The organism is Butyricimonas sp. DFI.6.44 (assembly GCF_022132345.1).
Lineage (GTDB): Bacteria > Bacteroidota > Bacteroidia > Bacteroidales > Marinifilaceae > Butyricimonas > Butyricimonas muris.
Map to the genome: position 1 here is coordinate 276,089 of NZ_JAKNJD010000006.1, position 19,233 is coordinate 295,321.

At 42.2% G+C, this 19,233-nt stretch carries 13 protein-coding genes; 8 read left to right on the forward strand and 5 right to left on the reverse strand.

Features of this window, described 5'->3' with window-relative positions; translation table 11 throughout:
- Positions 1 to 44: 44 nt before the first annotated feature.
- Both L0M98_RS10375 and L0M98_RS10380 read left to right on the forward strand, forming a co-directional pair.
- Positions 45 to 446, forward strand: coding sequence for an immunoglobulin domain-containing protein (locus L0M98_RS10375; protein ID WP_227215675.1), 402 nt, complete (start codon positions 45 to 47; stop codon positions 444 to 446).
- A gap of 136 nt (positions 447 to 582) precedes the next feature.
- Positions 583 to 3,873: a golvesin C-terminal-like domain-containing protein gene (locus tag L0M98_RS10380; protein ID WP_227215674.1), complete on the forward strand. Its 3,291-nt coding sequence runs from the start codon at positions 583 to 585 to the stop codon at positions 3,871 to 3,873.
- A gap of 75 nt (positions 3,874 to 3,948) precedes the next feature.
- Here L0M98_RS10380 and L0M98_RS10385 read toward each other — a convergent pair whose 3' ends face one another.
- From L0M98_RS10385 to L0M98_RS10405, 5 genes are all read right to left on the reverse strand, one after another.
- Positions 3,949 to 6,570, reverse strand: coding sequence for a valine--tRNA ligase (locus L0M98_RS10385; protein WP_227215673.1), 2,622 nt, complete (start codon positions 6,568 to 6,570; stop codon positions 3,949 to 3,951).
- A gap of 167 nt (positions 6,571 to 6,737) precedes the next feature.
- Positions 6,738 to 7,580 carry a zinc ribbon domain-containing protein gene (locus L0M98_RS10390; RefSeq protein ID WP_099290848.1) on the reverse strand — a complete coding sequence of 281 codons (843 nt, stop codon included), beginning with the start codon at positions 7,578 to 7,580 and terminating at the stop codon, positions 6,738 to 6,740.
- A 3-nt stretch (positions 7,581 to 7,583) separates the two neighbouring features.
- On the reverse strand, positions 7,584 to 8,369 hold the full coding sequence (locus L0M98_RS10395) for a Nif3-like dinuclear metal center hexameric protein (protein ID WP_227215672.1): 786 nt from the start codon (positions 8,367 to 8,369) through the stop codon (positions 7,584 to 7,586).
- 66 nt (positions 8,370 to 8,435) lie between these two features.
- Positions 8,436 to 8,771, reverse strand: a complete 336-nt coding sequence (locus L0M98_RS10400; protein ID WP_218014302.1) for a MerR family transcriptional regulator — start codon at positions 8,769 to 8,771, stop codon at positions 8,436 to 8,438.
- Between the two features lie 101 nt (positions 8,772 to 8,872).
- Positions 8,873 to 9,757, reverse strand: coding sequence for a M23 family metallopeptidase (locus tag L0M98_RS10405; RefSeq protein ID WP_227215671.1), 885 nt, complete (start codon positions 9,755 to 9,757; stop codon positions 8,873 to 8,875).
- A gap of 245 nt (positions 9,758 to 10,002) precedes the next feature.
- Between L0M98_RS10405 and alaS the strand changes: the two genes are divergently transcribed.
- From alaS to L0M98_RS10435, 6 genes are all read left to right on the forward strand, one after another.
- Positions 10,003 to 12,630, forward strand: a complete 2,628-nt coding sequence (gene alaS / locus L0M98_RS10410; protein ID WP_227215670.1) for an alanine--tRNA ligase — start codon at positions 10,003 to 10,005, stop codon at positions 12,628 to 12,630.
- Between the two features lie 116 nt (positions 12,631 to 12,746).
- A complete protein-coding gene (locus L0M98_RS10415) occupies positions 12,747 to 14,468 on the forward strand; it encodes a tetratricopeptide repeat protein (protein WP_227215669.1) in 1,722 nt (573 codons plus the stop codon).
- 121 nt (positions 14,469 to 14,589) lie between these two features.
- Positions 14,590 to 15,891: a TlpA family protein disulfide reductase gene (locus L0M98_RS10420; protein ID WP_186974508.1), complete on the forward strand. Its 1,302-nt coding sequence runs from the start codon at positions 14,590 to 14,592 to the stop codon at positions 15,889 to 15,891.
- A 142-nt stretch (positions 15,892 to 16,033) separates the two neighbouring features.
- Positions 16,034 to 16,717, forward strand: a complete 684-nt coding sequence (locus L0M98_RS10425; protein ID WP_186974507.1) for a hypothetical protein — start codon at positions 16,034 to 16,036, stop codon at positions 16,715 to 16,717.
- Positions 16,718 to 16,871: 154 nt separating this feature from the next.
- The gene (locus tag L0M98_RS10430; protein WP_227215668.1) at positions 16,872 to 18,479 is read left to right on the forward strand and encodes a sensor histidine kinase; all 1,608 of its coding nucleotides are present in this window, start codon (positions 16,872 to 16,874) and stop codon (positions 18,477 to 18,479) included.
- A gap of 10 nt (positions 18,480 to 18,489) precedes the next feature.
- Positions 18,490 to 19,176 (forward strand): response regulator transcription factor, encoded by a 687-nt coding sequence (locus L0M98_RS10435; RefSeq protein ID WP_099290841.1) that lies wholly within the window; start codon positions 18,490 to 18,492, stop codon positions 19,174 to 19,176.
- Positions 19,177 to 19,233: the final 57 nt, after the last annotated feature.

The following is a 19,233-nucleotide window of genomic DNA, read 5'->3' on the forward strand; positions in this document are numbered from 1 at the left end:
TAGGTTATATTTGGAAAAATATGATTAACTTAAAATGCAAATTTATGGGGAAGAAATTTTTATTTTTATTGGTTTTAGTTCTTTTGGGGACTTATAATACAGAGGTTAAAGCAACAAGTGAAAGGAGTTCTGCAACGGAGTTGTTGGCTGCGGAGGAAATGGTTGCTCCATTTTTTGCAAAACCTCTTGAAAATGTTACAGCACGAGAAGGTGAATATGTTACAATGGAGGCTAGGGTAGGAGGATCCCCACTTCCAATTGTTCGTGTTTTCAAAGGTGATGTTGAAATTATACCTTCCGATAAAATCCAAATCACAATTCTTTTAAGTATTGTGACAATTACGATAAAGGATGTGCGTAAGGAGGATGCTGGGGAATATGTGATGGTATTAGTAAATGCGGCTGGGACTGTTAGAAGTAGTTGTTATTTAACTGTAATAGATTAGTTCGTTATAATGAATGTTTCTCCTTGAAGTTATTATGGTAGTTTTGGATTATTACGATGTAAGTTTAGGGGAAACATTGTTGTAGTTGTAAATTATTGAGTGAATATAGATAGTTCTAAAGATTGGGAAGTCTATTATGAATAAAAGTAACCTCTTTACCGAAGCCATATACGGGTTCAAAAGTGCTCGTAGGAATATCCTTTTTCGAATCTTGGTCATTTTGGCTATTGTCGGAATTGTTATTTGTCAGTTTACTCCCTTGTCCGGTGGAATAAAAAGTTTGTTTAGTTTTTCCGTGGATTGGCTCTCGCAGGCTTTGCCTTCGTCGATAGCTTATAAGACGGCTTATTTTTTTAATATTGTCCTGTTGTTTCTTGTGGTTGGGTTTGTTGCCAATGATTTAAGAATATTCAAGTTTAGCGGTATGGAGCCGTTACATGTCCGGTCGTTGAATAACGAGGAGATTGTATTGGGAAATTTCTTGGGGAAGTTACTTCTTTTTACCATAGTGAATTTCTTGGTGTTTGCGATCTCGATTTTGATAAACTTTGCTTTCTATCCACAGTCTTTTGATTTGTCTGTTTATTTGTTTTATTGGGTGACACTTAATCTGCCGACGTTGATATTTTTCCTCGGGATTTCGTACCTCATGACACGGCTTGTTCGTCAGCAAGCGTTGAGTATGTTGATTTTATTTGTGGCGTTGGGAATACTCTCGTACTGGGGGGCGGGGTGGCTAAACGGTTTGTTTGATCCTTTTGCCCGGAATATTCCCAATATGTTTTCCAATTTCACGGGACACGTGGGGATAGAGAATTATTTATTGCAAAGAGGCTTTATCTTGGTGGTAGGATTAGGTTGTTTGGTATTATCAATTATTCCTTACCCTAGGATACCTAATTGCTTGTATGTGTTTAAAAGAAATTTCAGTGTCGCTTGTGTTGTTTTTCTTGTTGCGGGAAGTTTGGCGTTTGTATATGTGTATCGACATGGAAGGACTGAGGATAACAGGAATGTGTATAAAGCGGTGTACGAGGAATACGGGAATACCCCGGCTGCAAGAGTTGTACGGAATGATTTATACGCAAAAGATTTAGGGGGTGGTATCTCGGTGACGAGTCGGATGTCTGTAGTGAATAGTTCCCTTGAGACTATTCCGCTTGTGATATATTTGAATCCGGGTTTGAAGGTGGTATCATTTGAAATAGACGGGGAGGCTATTGCTTTCCAGCGGGAGCGTCAAGCTATTCTCCCGGAGAAAAAGTTGAATCCCGGAGAAAAGGTTGAGATATCTATGCGTTACGAGGGAGGGATTGAAAACGATATATGTTTCATGGATACTGATCGGGAGAAATATTATTCCTCGTCGGTGAATAGCTTCGGGATATATCGTTTTGGGTATGCACCTGCTTTTTGTGGAAAAGAGTACAAGTTACTTACCCCGGAATGTATTTGGTATCCGGTTTGTGTGCCACCGTATGGGGCGACGGGAGTACGGGATGTGAATTTCACGAGATACTCGTTAAAGGTGGAACATGATTCTCGCTTGGTTGCTATTTCTCAGGGAAACATGATTGAAGAGAGGGGAGGAGAAACGATATTTACTTTTCATCACGATATGCCGGGAATTAGCTTGTGCTTGGGAAATTACGAGAAACGGGAGATCATGGTGGATTCTACTTGCATGACGCTTTATTGTTTACCCGGGCACGATTATCTTTTGGGGAATTATACGGATTTTCCGGAGAAAGATTTAGTAGATCAATTGAGGTATTTGAAAACGAACGATTTCGAAATGAACGGGTGTATTCAAACTGCTAAATTTAAGGCGAAACGTTTTGCCGAGAGTAATGTTTATGACCCGGTGCAGCAATACCCGTACCGTTGGTTTACCTTGGTGGAGGTTCCTTGTAATTTTTACAGTTTTCCCGGGATTATGCAGTTGGCGGGGGAACGAGTGCAGGGAGGAATGGTATTTTTCCCGGAAAAGGGATTTTATATGGACGGATTTTTTAAGGAAAGGTTAAAAAGGTCTTCAAATGAGGAAGATGTCATTGGTGAAAGCATGATTCCCGCTACATTGAGTAACGATGTCAAACCAATATTAGATGGAGGTTGTGATATAATGCCACAGCTCCTTGGAAAGACCGCGTTTATTTTCTCCCGGGAATGTCCGATTATACATGATGTTTTGGGGCAAGTGGCTCGTGCTCGATTTTACACGATCGCGGAAGCTTTCGCGGATGGTTCCTATGCAACTTATCCGACGATGAAATATTTGAGTAGCCATAGTTTGGAAGAGGCTTTGATAGACAAAATGTTATCACCGGAAATACTTGCTAGCATCATTGAACGAAAAAGTAAGGAATTGTACACCAGAATCAAGATGGAGGTGGGAGAGAAGCAATTCCAGCAATTTTATGTTGATTTTTTGGCAAAGCATTTATTCAAAGAGGTTGCCGTGGAAGAGTTCTTTCAACAGTTTTACCAAACGTTCGGGTACCCGTTGGACTCGTTGGTTCGAGGCTGGTACACGGCAAACCGGTTACCTTTGTTCGAGATACAGGATGCCCGGGTGGTAAAAGTAAAACGAACGGATGACGGTATGTACGGGTTGTACAAATTCAAGGTGTTTAACAGGGGAGAGGTCGCTGGAATTGTTTTGTCGGATGAGGGGCAGATGTGGGTTATTCCTCCCCGGGAAGGTCGGGAAATCTGTGTCCGTTCTGAAAAGAATATGGTCTATGCTACTCGTGGTTTTTATCTGGATATGCCTTTGGCAATGAATCTTCCCGATAGAACAGAATTGAAGATTGTTGAAATGAAGGAAGAGGATGTGGACACTACAACCGGGGTTTTCAGTGTGGGTACTTCCTTGTTTTTCACGAAGGGGAATGAAATCATCGTGGATAACGAGGATCCCGGTTTCAAGATCGTGAAGGCAAAGGATAATTTTATTACTTCTTTATTCCGAAAGGAGAAAAGTGATGAGAAGTATTATAAATATTTCAAGGGGATAGACGCGTGGTGCCCGACAATAGGCGAAAGGTTTTACGGGTTTCCTATCCGAAGTGCATTATACAAGATACCCGGAATCGGGAAGCAAAAAGTGGAATGGAATATTGTCTTGCCCCAAGAGGGGAAATATGAAGTCTTCTTTTACTACGCGGAATTATTCGAGGGGGGATATGGGCAAAATACGGCGGGGAAGGTTCGTTATTACACGGTTTCCGATGGCGAAAATGAATATGACGTTACGATCACCCCAAGTGAGCATGAACAGGCGACTTGGGTATCTTTAGGTGTGTTCGATTTTTCTAAAGAGGCAAAGGTGACTTTGAGTGATAGGACGATAGATGATGGAACACCATCAGCAATAGGTGAGGGTTTCGTGGCGGATGCCGTGAAGTGGGTGAGGGTAGAGTAATAGAAGACAAACAATGAAATAAAGCGAGGCTGCTCAAAATGATGAATGGGCAGCCTCGTGTTATTTGTTCGAGAATTATAATTCTGCTAACTGTTGCTCGATAGCTTTGATTTTGGCTTCGGCGTCAGCTTGTTTTTTGCGTTCGTTTTCGATGACTTGTGCGGGGGCTCCGCTCATGAATTTTTCGTTATTCAGTTTCTTCATGACGGAAGCGAGGAACCCTTGGGCGTAAGCCAGATCGGCTTCCAGTTTGGCTCTTTTTTCTTCCGTGTCGACTTCACCCATGGCGGGGATGAAGTATTCAACGGTGTTGCTGATAAAACTCCATGCGCCTTTGACGGTTTCGTCCACCATTTCAACGTCGCTGATGTTACCCATTTTAATGATTACGCTTTCGAAGCGTAGCGGGTAGCGGTCGTTGCTTTTTACTCTTAACGAGATGGCATCTTTGAAAGCAACGTTATTTTGTTTGCGGATGGTACGGATACCCGCGATAACTTCTTTTGTGTTTTCAAATTCGCTCAGGAAGTTTTCATCATAGCTGCCGGGTTGAGGTTGCACGGAAATCATGATGCTCTCGCCTTCTTTGCGTTCCCGTAAGTTTTGCCATATTTCTTCCGTGATAAACGGCATGAAGGGATGGAGTAATTGCAACATCTCTTCGAAGAGATAAATAGTCTTCTCGTAAGTTGTCCGGTCAATGGGTTGTTCGAATCCCGGTTTGATGATTTCCAACAACCAAGATGAGAACTCGTCGCGAAATCCGGTATATACCGTCATTAGAGCTTCCGACAAGCGATATTGGTCGAATTGGTTGTTCAATGTTTCCTTACACTTGTTAAGGTATTGTTCAAACCAATCGAGTGCCAGCTTGGAATGTTGCGGTTGTTCGATGTCCGCTACTTTCCAGTTGCTTACCAGACGGAAGGCGTTCCACACTTTCGTCGTGAAATTGCGTCCTTGCTCCGGCAGACTCTCGTCAAATAATAAATCACCACCGGCGGGTGCGCATAAAAGCATACCTACCCGTACGCCGTCTGCCCCGTATTGATTGATGAGGTCAAGAGGGTCGGGTGAATTACCGAGTGATTTGGACATTTTGCGATGCAATTTGTCGCGTACGATACCTGTCAGGTAAAGATTTTTGAACGGTTTCTCGTGCCTGTACTCGTAGCCTGCCATAATCATGCGTGCCATCCAGAAGAAAAGAATATCCGGTCCGGAAACTAGATCCGTGGTCGGGTAATAGTAATTGATGTCCTCGTTGTCCGGTTCCAATATGCCGTTGAAAACGGAGATCGGCCATAACCACGAGGAGAACCAAGTATCAAGACAGTCTTCATCTTGACGCAATTGATCGGCGGGGATGTCTTTCCCGAATTTTTCTCTTACCAGTTTTGCCGCTTCTTCTCTAGTATTGGCTACCACGTAATCGTTGCTATCCGGCAGATAGTACACCGGAATCTGATGTCCCCACCATAATTGACGGCTGATGCACCAGTCTTTCACGTTCTCCATCCAGTAACGATAGGTGTTCTTGAATTTCGATGGTGTCAAGCGAATGTCGTCGTTCATCACGGCGTCTAATGCCGGTTGAGCCAAATCTTTCATTTTCAGGAACCATTGCATGGAGAGCTTCGGCTCGATAACCACGTTGGTACGTTCGGAGTAGCCTACTTTATTATTGTAGTCCTCGATTTTTACCAGATTACCTGCTTGTTCCAATGCCGGGATGATTTCCTGACGCACGACAAAACGATCTTTGCCCACGAAAAGTTGGGCGTTCTCGTTCAGTGTTCCGTCGTCATTGAAAATATCGATGGATTCAAGATGATGCTTGAAACCGATTTCATAGTCGTTAATATCATGGGCAGGCGTGATTTTCAACGCACCGGTACCGAATTCCATATCCACGTACTCGTCTTGGATAATCGGGATGACACGATTCACGAGCGGCACGATACAATTTTTACCTGCCAGATGGCGGAAACGCTCGTCGTTCGGGTTCACGCACACGGCGCTATCCCCGAGAATGGTTTCCGGTCGGGTGGTGGCAATGGTGATGTACTCGTTGTCCGAGCCTTCTATTTGGTAGCGGAGGTAATACAGTTTGCTGTGTTCCTCTTTGTAGATTACTTCTTCATCAGACACGGCTGTTTTGGCTGACGGGTCCCAATTCACCATTCGGATACCCCGGTAGATCAATCCTTTGTTGTAAAGGTCTACAAATACGCGAATCACGCTTTCCGAACGGATTTCATCCATCGTGAAGCAGGTTCTGTCCCAATCGCAAGAGGCACCGAGGCGTTTCAATTGTTCAAGGATGATTCCCCCGTGTTTTTCTGTCCATGCCCAAGCATGTTTCAAAAATTCTTCCCGGGTAAGGTCCCGTTTCTCTATGCCTTCGCTTTTCAATTTGGCAACCACTTTGGCTTCCGTGGCGATAGAGGCATGGTCTGTTCCGGGAACCCAACAAGCGTTCTTTCCTTGCAAGCGAGCCCGTCTGACGAGTACATCCTGTATCGTGTTGTTCAACATATGTCCCATGTGCAGGACTCCCGTGACGTTAGGCGGGGGAATAACAATACAATACGGAGTTCTCTTTTTATCAACAACGGAATGGAAAAAACGATGTTCCATCCAGTATTGATACCATTTCTCTTCGCTTTTTCGCGGATCGTAGTTTGTTGGAATCATTTTGTTTTAAATTAAAATTTTAGATTCGTAAAAAGGGGCTTTTCAAAAAGCCCCCTTTGGTCCGTAAAGTCTATAATGTCCGTAAAGTCAATGTTTATAGGTTTATGCCCTCGTGTCAATTGTTGCCCTTATGGACTTTATGGACCTTATGGACCTTTGACTTTTATTTATTCTTCTGATTTTCTAATTCTTCGTCCTTTTTTCTTTTGTGCATCAAGGAGAGCGTCAAGGTCTGCTTTTTGTTGCGAGCCGTCGTAGTCACAGATGTATTTATCGATGAGGATACGACCACAGTATTCACAGACGATAATTTTCTTCCGGGAACGGATATCCAATTGTCTTTGTGGCGGAATTTTGTTGAAACATCCGCCGCAAGCGTCACGATCCACGGTTACAACAGCCAGACCGTTGCGCGCGTTGGAACGAATACGACGATAAGCGGTCAATAGACGATCGTCGATAGTTGCAGCCAATTGTTCGGATTTTATTTGTAAGGATTCCTCGTCCTTGTGTGTTTCGTTGATAATGTCGTTCAACTCGTTTTTCTTGGCTTCGAGGTCGGAAACCTTATCCTCGTAACGCTTTTTGGATTCTTCCATTAACGCGTCTTTTTCCGCTTTGGCTTTGGTCGCTTCACGGATTCTTTTTTCTTGTAATTCGATTTCGAGTTTCTGGAATTCGATTTCTTTGCTCAACGCATCGTATTCACGGTTGTTACGTACGTTGTCGAGTTGCTCGCTATATTTTTTTATCGCTTCTTCTGCTTTCTTGATTTCTTGCTTCCTCGTGGAAGTCGTTTTATCAAGTTCGCTTAATTCAGCCTTCAAGTTTTCGATACGTGTTTCTAGCCCCGCGATCTCATCTTCAAGGTCTTGAACTTCCAAAGGTAATTCTCCTCGAAGAGTTTTGATTTTATCGATCTCGGTGTCAATTCGTTGTAATTCATACAGGTTCTGCAGTTTTTCTTCAACTGTCAGCTCTTGCATTTTCTCATTGTTATTCGTCACCATATATTATAAATACTTAATCGGATTTGTATTAATCTCTGAAAACTGAACCGCAAATGTAGATATTTTTTTTGTAAGTATCTCATAAAATATCTCTTTTGTGAATTGTTCGCTTTCATAATGTCCTATGTCTGCTATCATAATCCGGTTTTCCGTGAGAAAGAAATCATGATATTTGAAATCACCGGAGATATAGATATCCGCGGCATTCGCTAGAGCCCGGTTGAAAAAAGAGGCTCCGGCTCCGCCACAAACAGCAACTTTACGGATAGAGGGTGTGTGAGGTCGCGTGTAGCGTAGCCTGTCACAGTGGAATGTTGCTTTCACTTGTCGGAGAAATGCCATGCTTTCGACCGGAGTTTCAAGTTCCCCGATAATGCCGAAGCCGTTGCCTTCCGAGAGGTCGCCTTCCGGTTGTAATATTTGCCTGTTATGCAAGTGTAATTTATCTGCCATGCGCCCGCTGACACCATTGGCAACGACATCCATGTTCGTGTGGGCGGCGTAGATCGTGATGTCATGTTTGATAGCGGAGATAACGCAGCGTTCCACGTACGTGGCAGGTGTAATGTGTTTCAACCCGCTGAAGATAAGCGGGTGGTGCGAGATGATTAAGTTGTGACCGTGGATAATGGCCTCGTTCACGACTTCCTCTGTTACGTCAATGCATAAAAGCACGGAAGTTAATTTCCGTTCGGGATCTCCACAAAGTAACCCGGAATTATCAAAACTCGCTTGGAATTTTAGCGGGGCATATTCTTCTATTAGCGCAATAATTTCTTTAATGTACATGGTCTTGCTGTTTTTATGATATTAGCTTGTGAAATTCATAAATCTAAAATCATAAATCTAAAATTATTATGGCAGTTGATTTTTGATAGATAACAGTTCTTCTTTTATGTTTTTCAGCCGTTTCACGACTTCGAAATGAAGTTCGGTTTCTTCTTTGCGGTTTTTCAACTGTTGTTGCGCACCTTTCAGTGTCATTCCTTTTTCCTTCACGAGGTGGTAGATCAGATGAAAGTTGTCTATATCTGCTTTCGTGAACTGGCGGTTCCCTTTTTTGGTCTTGTGGGGTTTGATTACATCAAACTCTTTTTCCCAAAACCGGATGAGGGAAGTATTAACCCCAAACATCTCGGCTACTTCTCCGATAGAGTAATACAGTTTTAATGCTTCTTCTTCCACCATAATAATTGAAAGTTGAAAATTGAAAGTTGAAAATGAGATTATTTTCAGATTTCAATACCAGTGTTATACAATCTTTAAATCTAAAATCGTAAATCTACAATTTGTTAGTCCATGCTTTGTCCCGTGTTGTTCGCTATCTCTACTAACTTTTCGAACTCGTCAGGGGAGAGGTCGTTGAAGTAGAAATTGATAGGATCTACGGGTTTTTCGTTTTTCCGGACTTCGTAATGTAAATGAGGGCCGGTAGAGAGTCCGGTATTACCGAGGTAGCCGATGACATCCCCTCTCTTGACAGTTTGTCCTTTCTTCACGACAATCTTTTCCATGTGGGCGTACATCGTTTTGTAGCTGAAACCATGATCAATGATAACGTGACGACCGTACCCTTTGTCAAACTGACTTTCCACGACAAGGCCGTTCCCCGTGGCATAAATCGGTGTGCCTATGGCTCCTGTGAAATCCATGCCGGCGTGAAACTTCATCGTTTTGTATATAGGGTGCATCCTGTAGCCGTATGAGGAGCTTACTTGATGAGCTTCTTTTAACGACACGGGTAAGATTGCCGGAATGGATGCCAGCATTTCTATTTTGTTTTTAGCCAGATTTTCGATGGCATCAAAAGATTTGCTCTGGACAAAAATGGCTTTGGACAGTTCGTCGATTTTTTTAGCTGTCCCGATAATCAAATCGGAGTTATCCAGATGTTTCAGATGTTCGTATTGGTCCACTCCACCTGAGCCGGCGCGCCTGATGGTGGACGGTATCGGTTCCGTCTCGAAAATCACCCGATAGATATTGTCATCTCTTGATTCCATGTCTTTCAGAACATTATCAAGGTATTCTACCTTGTTGCTGAGAAGGCTGTATTGGGTAAGAACTTCTTCGTATTTGCGTTTTAACTGTTTCTCTTTCGGGGAATCAATGAATGCATACACGAGGTATAGCATGACGATGGCCAACGAGAAGCTGGAGAAGAATTTTTTGAACAACCGCCAAGTTTTTTTCCTTAGAGTTGATTCTATTTTATCAAAAGATAGTGTGTCCGAATTAAAATGATACCCTGCTTTTCGCATAGTTACTCAATAAAAAATAGTATTTCCGATGCAAAGTTAAAGAAAAAATCTAATTTTGCAACTTGGGAAATCAGGCAATCAATATGATTACATGATATTTCCGTTTGAATGTGAGAAGTAACATTCGTTGTTTAATGGTGGATTTACTAAATATTGAGTGTATGAAGTCGGCAGAGATTAGACAGAAATTTTTAGATTTTTTTGAGAAGAAATCACATACGATAGTACCTTCGGCACCGATGGTCATCAAGGGGGATCCCACGTTGATGTTCACGAATGCCGGAATGAACCAGTTCAAGGATATTATATTAGGTAATGTTCGTCCGAAAGCGACTCGGGTGGCGGATTCGCAGAAATGTCTGCGGGTATCGGGAAAACATAACGATTTGGAAGAGGTCGGGCATGATACTTATCATCACACGATGTTCGAGATGTTGGGGAACTGGTCATTCGGGGATTATTTCAAGAAAGAGGCAATAGCTTATGCGTGGGAGTTTCTGACGGAAGAGATGAAGTTGGATAAAAACCGATTGTACGCCACGGTTTTCGAGGGGAACAAGGAGGATCATCTTGACGCGGATAATGAAGCCTTGGAGTATTGGTTGCAGTATTTGCCCAAGGAACAAATATTGTACGGGAATAAAAAAGATAATTTCTGGGAAATGGGGGAAATGGGACCCTGCGGTCCCTGTTCCGAGATACATATTGATTTGCGCCCTGACGAAGAACGCAAGATTAAGCCGGGGCGTGACTTGGTTAACAAGGATAATCCTTTGGTGATCGAGATATGGAATCTTGTGTTTATGCAGTATAACCGGAAAGCGGATGGCAGTCTGGAGAACTTGCCGAGCCATCACGTGGATACGGGGATGGGCTTCGAACGTTTGTGCATGGCGGTACAAGGGAAAACGTCCAATTACGATACCGATGTATTTACCCCGATTATCGGGGAGATAGCCCGGTTGAGCGGCAAAGAATACGGAAAGGACAGTGCGGCGGACGTGGCTATGCGCGTGATTGCCGACCACTTGCGTACGATAGCTTTTTCTATCACGGACGGGCAGTTGCCCTCGAACGTGAAAGCCGGATACGTGATCCGTCGTATTTTGCGGAGAGCCGTACGCTACGCGTATACTTTCTTGGATCAGAAAGATGCTTTCATGTATAAATTGGTGCCGATGCTGATTGAAGTAATGGGACTGCATTTCCCCGAATTAGTGTCACAACGGGTACTGATCGAGCGTGTGATTCAAGAAGAGGAAAATGCATTCTTGCGCACCTTGGATAAGGGTATCAAGTTGTTGGATAAGATTATAGAGAAAACCAAGGCGGAGGATTATTTGACCGTGCCGGGTAATGTGGCTTTCGAGTTGTACGATACTTACGGTTTCCCGTTGGATTTGACCGAATTAATTCTGAAAGAACACGGGCTGGTGGTGAATCGCAGGGAGTTTAAGGCGGAAATGGAGGCGCAGAAAGAGCGTTCGCGTTCAGCTGCGGCTGTAAATACGGATGATTGGGTGGAGTTGATTTCAGACGACACGCAGGAGTTCGTGGGATATGATTACACGGAAACGGAAGTACAGATTACACGCTATCGCCGGGTGAGTACGAAAGGGAAGGCGTTTTATCAGTTGATATTCAATATAACACCTTTCTATGGAGAGAGCGGGGGACAGGTAGGTGATCGCGGTTGGTTGATTTCCGAAACGGAAAAGATAAATATTCTGGATACGCAGAAAGAAAACGGGTTGACGGTGCATCTCACCGATCGTTTGCCGGAAGACTTGACTCAAGTCTTTACCGCCAAGGTCGATTTGGATAAACGGGTTGCCACGGAGAATAATCATACATCTACACATTTGTTGCATTATGCTTTGAGAAAAGTGTTGGGAACTCACGTGGAACAGAAAGGATCGTTCGTGAGCGACGAGTATCTGCGTTTTGACTTTTCGCATTTCCAGAAAGTGACAGACGAGGAGTTGGACAAAGTGGCAGCTATCGTGAACGAGGAGATACGGAAAAACTATCCGCTGGAGGAGAGTCGGGCAATTCCGATCGGTCAGGCAAAGAAAATGGGGGCGATGGCAATATTCGGAGAGAAGTATGGCGATCTGGTACGTGTGGTGAAATTTGGGGAATCTGTGGAATTGTGTGGAGGTACACATGCCCATGCCACGGGACAGATCGGTTTCTTTAAGATTATGTCCGAAAGTTCAGTGTCTGCCGGAGTTCGTCGTATAGAGGCAATTACCGCGGCGAAAGCGGAAAGTTATATATTGAACACGTTCAAGATGCTGAAGCAAATGGATAGCATGTTCAAATCCAATCGCGGGATATTGGAGAATATCAAGGAATTGATGGACGAGAACGAGGGACTGAAAAAGGACGTGGAGAAATTCACTCAAGAGAGTTTGAAAATACTCAAGGAAGCGTTGAAGAATGAAAAGCGCGTGATTCGGGATATCAACATGATCGTGAGGACGGTCGGTATGGCTCCGGCGGCGGCAAAAGATGTCGCGTTCCAGTTGAAGGGGGAGTTGGATAATCTGGTACTCGTGTTAGGAGGAGTATTTAACGGAAAACCTCACTTGACTGTAATGATTAACGATACTTTAGTGAAGGATTATGGATTGCATGCCGGACAGATCGTGAAAGATGCGGCGGTGGAAATCAAAGGTGGCGGCGGTGGTCAACCATTCTTCGCTACAGCAGGGGGATCTGATCCGAATGGGGTGTCTCGCGCACTTGAAAGAGCAGAAAAATTAATTTTGGACAAAATTAATTAGAGTTTGGTACAAAATTTGTGCGAAGGATTTCGTATATAGATAAATTTTTATACATTTGTTTTGTGAAAAAACACGTGAACTAATTTGAGTATTACAAATAAAATTAAGAAATCATTATGAAAAGAACATTAGGTCTGGTTGCTGTTGTTGCCTTGTCTGGGTTAATAACTGTTTCCTGTTCTTCATTAAACAAGATGAAGAAGCGTGCAGGAGAAATTTCGTACTCTGTAACTCCGGAAACATTAGTGGCTAAAGGTGGAATGGTAGATTTGAAAATCGACGTGACATTCCCTGCCAAATATTTTAACAAGAAAGTGGCTATCGAGGCTACTCCCGTGTTAAGATTTAAAGGAGGAGAGAAGGCTTACGAGATGAAAGCCATCCAAGGAGAGAAAGTTCAGGGAAATGCAGAGGTTATTCCTTACGAAGCAGGAAAGACGATTACTTATGTAAGCCGTGTTCCTTTTGAGGATGCGATGAGACTTTCTGATTTGGAGATTGATATTACCGGATCTAAAGGCGCTAAAGTGGTGAAATTCGAGCCGAGAAAGATCGGTGACGGTGTGATTGCTACCGAAATGTTGGTTGTTAACGCTCCGGCTACGACTATCGGTGAAGATAAATTCCAAAGAATTATCAAACAACAAGAGGAAGCTGCTATCTATTATTTGATTAATTCAGCTAATATCCGTTCAAAACAAATGACTTCTGAAGAAATGAAGAAGTTGGAAGCATATATTAAAGAAGCTGCTTCTAAAGAAAACATGAACTTGAATGGTATTGATATCAGATCATACGCTTCACCCGACGGTTCTTATGACTGGAATGATAAATTGGCCAACAAACGTGAAGCCGGTTCTTCTGATTTCTTGAAAAAACAAATGAGAAAAGGTAAAGTTGAGCAATACAAAGACGAGAATTTCTTCAAGAAATTTGTGGTTGCTGAAGACTGGGACGGATTCAAGAAAGCTATGGAAGAATCAAATATCCAAGATAAAGAATTGATCCTTCGCGTATTGGAAATGCATTCGGATCCTGAAGTGAGAGAAAGAGAAATCAAGAACATCGCTTCTGTGTTTGCCGTTGTGGCAGATCAAATCCTTCCGAAATTGAGAAGATCTTTGTTCGTGGTAAATACCGAATTGATAGGTAAATCAGACGACGAGTTGAAAGCATTGGCTAAATCCAATCCTGCTGAATTGAATGTTGACGAATTGCTTTATTCTGCTACTTTGTTTGATAATAACAATGATAAGTTGGCTATCTATCAGGCTTGCATGAAACAATTCCCGAGTGATTGGAGAGGTTTCAACGACGCCGGTATGGTTCAATTCGAAATGGGTAATATTGCAGAGGCTCAAGCAAACTTCAATAAAGCTAATTCTTTGTCAGCTAACAATCCCGTTGTACAAAACAACTTGGGTGCAGTGGCCTTGAAGAATGGTGATTTGAAACAAGCTGAAGTTTATTTCGGTGCCGCTACCGGTGTCGGTCCGGAAGTTGACTACAACAAAGGTATCATCGCTATCAAGAGTGGTGACTACGCTGCGGCTGTAAATTATTTCGGAAAATGCAATTGCGTGAATGCCGCTTTGGCTAACGTACTTGCCGGAAATAATAACGAGGCTTTGAAGAAATTGAATGCAGAGAGCAAAGAATGCCCGATGTCTTATTACTTGAAAGCTGTAATTGGCGCGAGAACCAATGACGCTAACGCTGTAATGAGTAATCTGAGCAAAGCATGTGCTATGGACGCTTCATTCAAACAATTAGCTGCTACCGATATGGAGTTCGCTAAATATTTCGAAAACAGTGATTTCACTTCTATCGTAAAATAAGCGATTGTTAATATATCTAAAAAGGCGACCCCTCGGTCGCCTTTTTTATTTACCTTTTCTTTAACACATACTTTTGTTTTGAATGCATATCTTTGTACTCCAAAAGTTAACGTGATTGAGCATGAGGAGTTTTGTAGGTATATTATTTATTGTTCTTCTGGCTGCATGCGTCCATAATAAAAGTGTACAAGTATCGGGGCGTGTAGAAACCGGAATGACTCGTGATTCCGTCATATCTTTTGACGTGAACGGGACGTCGTACGAGTTCAAGTTGGACAATAAATACTTTTTTTCCGGTAAAATACCACTGGAAAAAGGGGTATATGCAAGAGTATACAGGCCTAACTCTTTTGACGTGTATCTTTCCCCGGGAGAAGATTTGGAAGTGAATATTGTTCGTAATACCGTGTCTCCGCAATTTAAGGGAACGTTGAGTGCGATTAATAATTACTTGAGAGAGCAGGGGCGAACGATGTCTTATCTTCCTTATGAAGTATATCAGTTGGGAGAAGAAGAATTTATACAGCGAATGCAGGATATGCTTAACATGGATATTCTTTTGCTGGAAGCCAAAAATCTTGGTGATGATTTCACGAACAAGGAAAGAGAAAGAATAAGATATAAGATAGCGTTGCAGGCAGTGGGATATCCGAGTATGCACCAAGTTCCTGATTCCGTGAAATATGAACCGGGAATCGTGTTCACGGATTTTATTACCGGTTTTGATTTTAACAACGAGGAACTGTTGTCGTTCCCTTTTTATAGACAATTCCTGATGAATTATTTCTATTATTACAAAGGGAAAAACATGAGTGGCAGAAGGCTCGTGAATTATATTTTAAACAACGTGACGAATCTTAAAGTACGGGATTTCTTGTTATCGGAGGTGGTGTATGTCTATTTTGCCCAAAACGGATTGAAAGATTCTGATTACTTGCTTTCGGTATGTTGGAACGAGGTCTCCGATACCAGTAAATTGGTAAAAGTCCGTCAGTTGGTTGACCGTTGGAGAAAATTGTCCGCCGGGGCAACAGCACCGAATGTCCTTTTAACCGATGCTTCGGGCAAGGACGTGCAGTTGAAGGATATGCGCGGGAAATATCTTTATATTTGTGTTTTGACGCCAAGTTTCGGTACGATGGGGGAAGAAAAAGAAACAACAGCGTGGAAAGAACTTGTTGAAGAATATAAAGAGAAAAATATACGGTTCCTGACGTTTGCCACGGATGAGGAAGCATTTTCGCGTGTGAAAAATATTCCGGGTGAACATTTCCTGTTAAAAGATCCTGATTTTTATCGTTCTTACATGATAACCAATTCTCCCAGATTCATATTAATCAACCCGGACGGCAGGATTACCGATGCTGATGCGTCAAAACCTTCAGGATCGATGAAATTACTTTTGCAGAATATTGGGTTATAATTTATTTTTGTATATTTGTCGATGTTTACGGCAGGTAAATTTATTTGCTGTAATGTTAGGTTAATTATTAGAGCAAGTATAATAACAGATGAAATTTACACTTGTGGCTATGGTCACAAATGGTGTATAAAATTTAGTTAGTATGAAAAGAATTGGTTTATTTTTAGTGCTTGTGACATTTTTACTGGGTGCTTGTGACAGTAATACGGTAAAAGTGCGAGGTGAGGTCGAAGGATTAAAAGGGAAGGTTAAGTTATTGGCAGAAATGCCGGGAGAACCCGGGTTGACTATTTTAGCCGAGCAGGATGTTACGGATGGAAAGATTGATTTGAGGACAGAGCAATTCCAAATCCCGGGTAGGGTATGGGTGGATATCGATGGGAAAACCACGGTTGAAGCTATACTGGACACCAAGGATATGATTTGGATTCAAGGAAAAATAAAGTTCCCGGATCAGATTGAAGCTAAAGGTTCCGGCTTGATGGACGAGTACGATGACCTGAAAAAGCAATATAAAGAGAGATACGGAAAGGATCTTGGAAAAGTAGACCGGTTGATAGAGAAGATCAGCAAGAAAGATAAATTGACGAAGGACGACGAAGTGATGTTAGGTATCCACCAGTTACAGAAACAACGTTTCCTGAGACAACGTGCTAATTGGACGAAACAATTGATTGAAGCGAATCCCGGTAAAGAATTGTCTTTGTTCTTGCTTAAAGATGAGTTACAAGATAGTTTAGCGTTGCAAAAGCGTCTTTTCAAGAAAATGAAGATCGAAAATAAAGAAAGCAATATTTATAAAGTATTGGAAACCAAATTGCAATAAAGTATAAAACCATTAATTGGTTTTTATTTTCCCGTTTTTATTACTTAGTTGTTTTTTAGAGGTACCTACCCGGGTACCTCTTTTTAATTTTTTGTGTCAGGCGTTGCATGATGACATAAAAAACACTAACTTCGCTAATTGTATATGTCAGCTTATGATTAAGAAAATTATTATCAGGATACTGTCTATTGTCATGCTTATTGCTTTTATTGCTGTGGTAAGCGTGCAGTGGATTTGGATGAAATACAGTATGCGGGAAGGAGAAGCACGTTTTACCTCGAAAGTGTATGACGTGTTAGGTAAAGCTGTCAGTTTAGTGGATCAGGTCAGTGAACGAAAACTTTATCAGGAGGTCAAAGAACAATACAATATTCTGGAGGAACAGATTGCGGCCACTGACCAGATGTTGGATTCTTTGGAAAAAGGAAAAGAGCAGCGCTTGCGAACAAATTCCGCGAGTGTTTCGATTGAGATGCAGCAGGCGAACGGACAGGTGACGATAAGGCATATGAGTGTCGGGTATCAGGATCCTTTAGAGGAGTATTCAAGATATCTTCAAGAAATCTCCAGATCGATAAGGGAAGTCACGGACAGGAGTTTTCCGCATCAGTTGATAAAATCGGAAGAGGAAGAGGTAAAACAACAGACGGATTCATTGGACGGACAGCGTTTGTCGGATATGATTCGGAAAGTAGTGATCCGTTATATGAAAGAGGAAGATCCGCATAATGCCGATGTAGCCAAACGGCTTGAGGGGGTGGATTTGGATATCTATTTGAAAGATGAGATGGCGAGCACGGGAATAAAGAATCATTTCAAATGGAAGGTGATGAAAGGCGAGGAATTGCTGAAATATATCAAGGAACACGGCAAAAAGGGGTTTTATTACACGGATCTTTTCCCGAATGATCAAATCAAGAAAGACGCTAACTTGTGTATTATGTTCGACACGAAAGATTCGCTCTTCTATAATAATATCGGGTGGATGTTCATAGCTTCCGGTTTTTGTATTATCGGTTTGATGTCCGTGTTTATTATAACAATCGTCGTGATTATGAGGCAACAGAAGCTTTCCGTGATCAAGAATGACTTTATTAATAACATGACTCATGAGTTTAAGACACCGTTAGCCACGATTTCTTTGGCAACGGCTGCTATCGAGAAAGAAAAGGTGCTAAACGATAAAAACCAATTGCTGAAATTCAACTCGATGATCCGGAACGAGAATGAACGTATGAACAAGTACGTGGAGCGTATTCTGTTGCAGGCTAAACTTGATCGTCGGGAAGTACATTTGAAGAAAGTGAATGTAAATCTGAACGTGCTGGTGGATGAAACGGTTGAGCATTTCCGTTTGCAGGTAGAAGAACGGGGCGGAGTTATCAAAGCTGACCTTGATCCGGAAGGATACGTGATGCAAGCCGACGAGGTACATATGCTCAACGTGGTATGTAATCTGGTAGATAATGCGATAAAATATTCGCATGATTCGTTGAATATATATATATTTACGAAGCGGGAGGGGAATCGTTTTATCATCGGAGTTCGGGATACCGGAATCGGGATACCGAAAGAGGCTCAGGATAAGGTGTTTAAGCGATTCTATCGCGTGCCGAGCGGTAACGTGCATAATGTAAAGGGATTCGGGTTGGGGTTGAGTTACGCCAGATCGATCGTGGAATTGCACGGGGGTGAGATTCACTTGACCTCGAAAAAGAATAAAGGAACTTTGGTAGAGATTATTTTTAAAATGGAAAATTAAAATTGAATATATGGGACATAAAATACTTTTAGTAGAAGACGATCCTTGTTTCGGATCTGTATTGAAATCCTATCTGGAATTATCCGATTATGATGTAGTGCATTGCACGAACGGGGTGGATGGATTCGAGGCATTTCGCAAAGAGAAGTTCGATTTGTGTCTTTTGGATGTCATGATGCCCGAGATGGATGGTTTTACATTAGGGAAAAAAATCAGAGAACTGGATGTAACCGTGCCCTTTGTTTATATCACGGCAAAGAGTATGAAAGATGATATGAAGCAGGGATACGAGATTGGAGCGGATGATTATATTATAAAACCCTTTGATTCCGAATTGTTGATTTTTAAAATCAAAGCAATCCTTAGCCGTTGCGAACACGAGGATACGGAGGTTAAACCGAAAATGATCGAGTTGGGAGCTTATCTGTTCAACACGGAATTGCGCACGATCACGAAAGGGGATGAAGTGATTAAATTGACTCCGAAAGAATCCCGGTTGTTGGAATTGTTGTACTATCACAAGGATGGTTTGTTGCAGCGGGACAAGGCTTTGAATGAAATCTGGGGTGCCAGCGATTATTTCACGGCTCGTAGTATGGATGTGTATGTGACGAAATTGAGAAAGTATTTTAAAGACGACTCATCCATTAAGATCGAGAACGTGCATGGTTCCGGATTCCGTCTGATTCTTGAATAGCCGGTAATTGAAATAAAAAAATAGAAGTGAGGAAAAATCCTCACTTCTATTTTTTTA